The sequence below is a fragment of the Halomonas flagellata genome (assembly GCF_022487945.1).
GTDB classification, from domain to species: domain Bacteria; phylum Pseudomonadota; class Gammaproteobacteria; order Pseudomonadales; family Halomonadaceae; genus Halomonas; species Halomonas flagellata.
Map to the genome: position 1 here is coordinate 1 of NZ_JAKVPY010000096.1, position 692 is coordinate 692.

General features: G+C 57.7%; 2 tRNA genes and 1 rRNA gene. All 3 read right to left on the reverse strand.

What is annotated here, in order from left to right:
* Positions 1-50: 50 nt before the first annotated feature.
* Positions 51-126 (reverse strand) — tRNA-Ala (locus MKP05_RS21295).
* Between the two features lie 202 nt (positions 127-328).
* Positions 329-405 (reverse strand) — tRNA-Ile (locus MKP05_RS21300).
* A gap of 195 nt (positions 406-600) precedes the next feature.
* Positions 601-692: ribosomal RNA gene (locus MKP05_RS21305) — 16S ribosomal RNA — on the reverse strand; the annotation flags it as partial.

The window sequence follows — 692 nt, forward strand, 5'->3', positions numbered from 1 at the left end:
GTGGCTTGTGACTGCAGACTCGATCAGGTAACCGACGGTGGGGGCGGAGATGGTGGAGCCTAGCGGGATCGAACCGCTGACCTCCTGCGTGCAAGGCAGGCGCTCTCCCAGCTGAGCTAAGGCCCCTCTGATGTCCCATACGTGGCATGGGGAATTTTATTCAGGACAAGGCGTTTCGTGGCGACGCATAGCAGGCTATGCGAGTCACAAAACAACGCGGTACTGGATAAAATTGGTGGGTCTGGGCAGACTTGAACAAAACCCGGCGACCTCACCCTCCTCTTTATCTCACCCCAGGGGGTGCGCTCTAACTAACTGAGCGAGAGAATGGTGGGTCTGGGCAGACTTGAACTGCCGACCTCACCCTTATCAGGGGTGCGCTCTAACCAACTGAGCTACAGACCCAACACCATTTCACCCGTTGACTGAAGAATGTCGGCTTGCCGACCTCACCCTCCTCTCCACAAAGGTCAGGGGGTGCGCTCCAACCAACTGAGCGAAAACCCGGGAGTCACGCTGGGTCTATACCCAAACAGTCGTTGCTCTGGCCGATCAGGTAATTCACTGTGAGCACTTGCCGACAGCCGGTGACGTCGTCGGTAAGGAGGTGATCCAGCCGCAGGTTCCCCTACGGCTACCTTGTTACGACTTCACCCCAGTCATGAACCACACCGTGGTGATCGCTCCCCCGA